Source organism: Micromonospora sp. NPDC049114, from assembly GCF_040648635.1.
In the GTDB taxonomy this organism is placed as follows: Bacteria; Actinomycetota; Actinomycetes; order Mycobacteriales; family Micromonosporaceae; genus Micromonospora.
In genome coordinates this window covers 1-1603 of the sequence record NZ_JBEZEA010000031.1, presented here as the reverse complement: position 1 = coordinate 1603, position 1603 = coordinate 1, and the positions used below count along the sequence as shown (strand labels likewise).

1 rRNA gene and 1 other annotated feature (1 of these 2 cut by a window edge) are annotated in these 1603 nt (G+C 56.1%); the gene reads left to right on the top strand.

The features are described 5' to 3' along the window. Positions 1-1388: a sequence feature (most likely nonfunctional fraction of RNA operon), on the top strand; it begins 3124 nt to the left of the window's first position. A gap of 88 nt (positions 1389-1476) precedes the next feature. Beyond that, a 5S ribosomal RNA gene (rrf, locus tag AB0B39_RS32915) occupies positions 1477-1593 on the top strand. Positions 1594-1603 lie beyond the last annotated feature (10 nt).

The following is a 1603-nucleotide window of genomic DNA, read 5'->3' as shown; positions in this document are numbered from 1 at the left end:
AGGCTGAGACGTGATGCCGAGCCGATTCAGGTGAAGTCAGTGATCCTATGCTGCCGAGAAAAGCCTCTAGCGAGTTCTTAGCGGCCCGTACCCCAAACCGACACAGGTGGTCAGGTAGAGAATACCGAGGCGATCGGGCGAACTGTGGTTAAGGAACTCGGCAAATTGCCCCCGTAACTTAGGGAGAAGGGGGGCCGGAGACGTGAAGCCCCGCGCGGGTGGAGCGTTGTATGGCCGCAGAGAGCAGGGGGAAGCGACTGTTTACTAAAAACACAGGTCCATGCGAAGAAGTAATTCGATGTATATGGACTGACGCCTGCCCGGTGCTGGAACGTTAAGGGGACCTGTTAGCTCTTCGGGGCGAAGCGGAGAACTTAAGCGCCAGTAAACGGCGGTGGTAACTATAACCATCCTAAGGTAGCGAAATTCCTTGTCGGGTAAGTTCCGACCTGCACGAATGGCGTAACGACTTCCCCACTGTCTCAACCACAGGCCCGGCGAAATTGCAGTACGAGTAAAGATGCTCGTTACGCGCGGCAGGACGGAAAGACCCCGGGACCTTTACTATAGCTTGACATTGGTACTCGAATTAGCTTGTGTAGGATAGGTGGGAGCCGGTGAAGTCCATACGCCAGTATGGGTGGAGGCAATCTTGAAATACCACTCTGGTTGATTTGGGTATCTAACTTCGGACCGTTATCCGGTTCAGGGACAGTGTCTGGTGGGTAGTTTAACTGGGGCGGTTGCCTCCTAAAGGGTAACGGAGGCGCCCAAAGGTTCCCTCAGCCTGGTTGGCAATCAGGTGTTGAGTGCAAGTACACAAGGGAGCTTGACTGTGAGACTGACAGGTCGAGCAGGGACGAAAGTCGGGACTAGTGATCCGGCACTTGCGAGTGGAAGCGGTGTCGCTCAACGGATAAAAGGTACCCCGGGGATAACAGGCTGATCTTCCCCAAGAGTCCATATCGACGGGATGGTTTGGCACCTCGATGTCGGCTCGTCGCATCCTGGGGCTGTAGCAGGTCCCAAGGGTTGGGCTGTTCGCCCATTAAAGCGGTACGCGAGCTGGGTTTAGAACGTCGTGAGACAGTTCGGTCCCTATCCGCCGTGCGCGTAGGATACTTGAGAAGGGCTGTCCCTAGTACGAGAGGACCGGGACGGACGAACCTCTGGTGTGCCAGTTGTCCCGCCAGGGGCACGGCTGGTTAGCTACGTTCGGAAGGGATAACCGCTGAAAGCATCTAAGCGGGAAGCCTGCTTCAAGATGAGGTATCCCACCCACTTTGGTGGGGTAAGGCCCCCAGCTAGACGACTGGGTTGATAGGCCGGAAATGTAAGCCCGGTAACGGGTTCAGTTGACCGGTACTAATAGGCCGAGGACTTGACTACTAAGCTGCTACGCGTCCACTGTGCAACTCTGAACGAGCGAACACCCGTGACTTTGTGTGCCGGGGTTGTTTGATATGTTCATAGAGTTACGGCGGTCATGGCGGAGGGGAAACGCCCGGTTACATTCCGAACCCGGAAGCTAAGCCCTCCAGCGCCGATGGTACTGCACTCGTGAGGGTGTGGGAGAGTAGGACACCGCCGGACAATCTTCCAG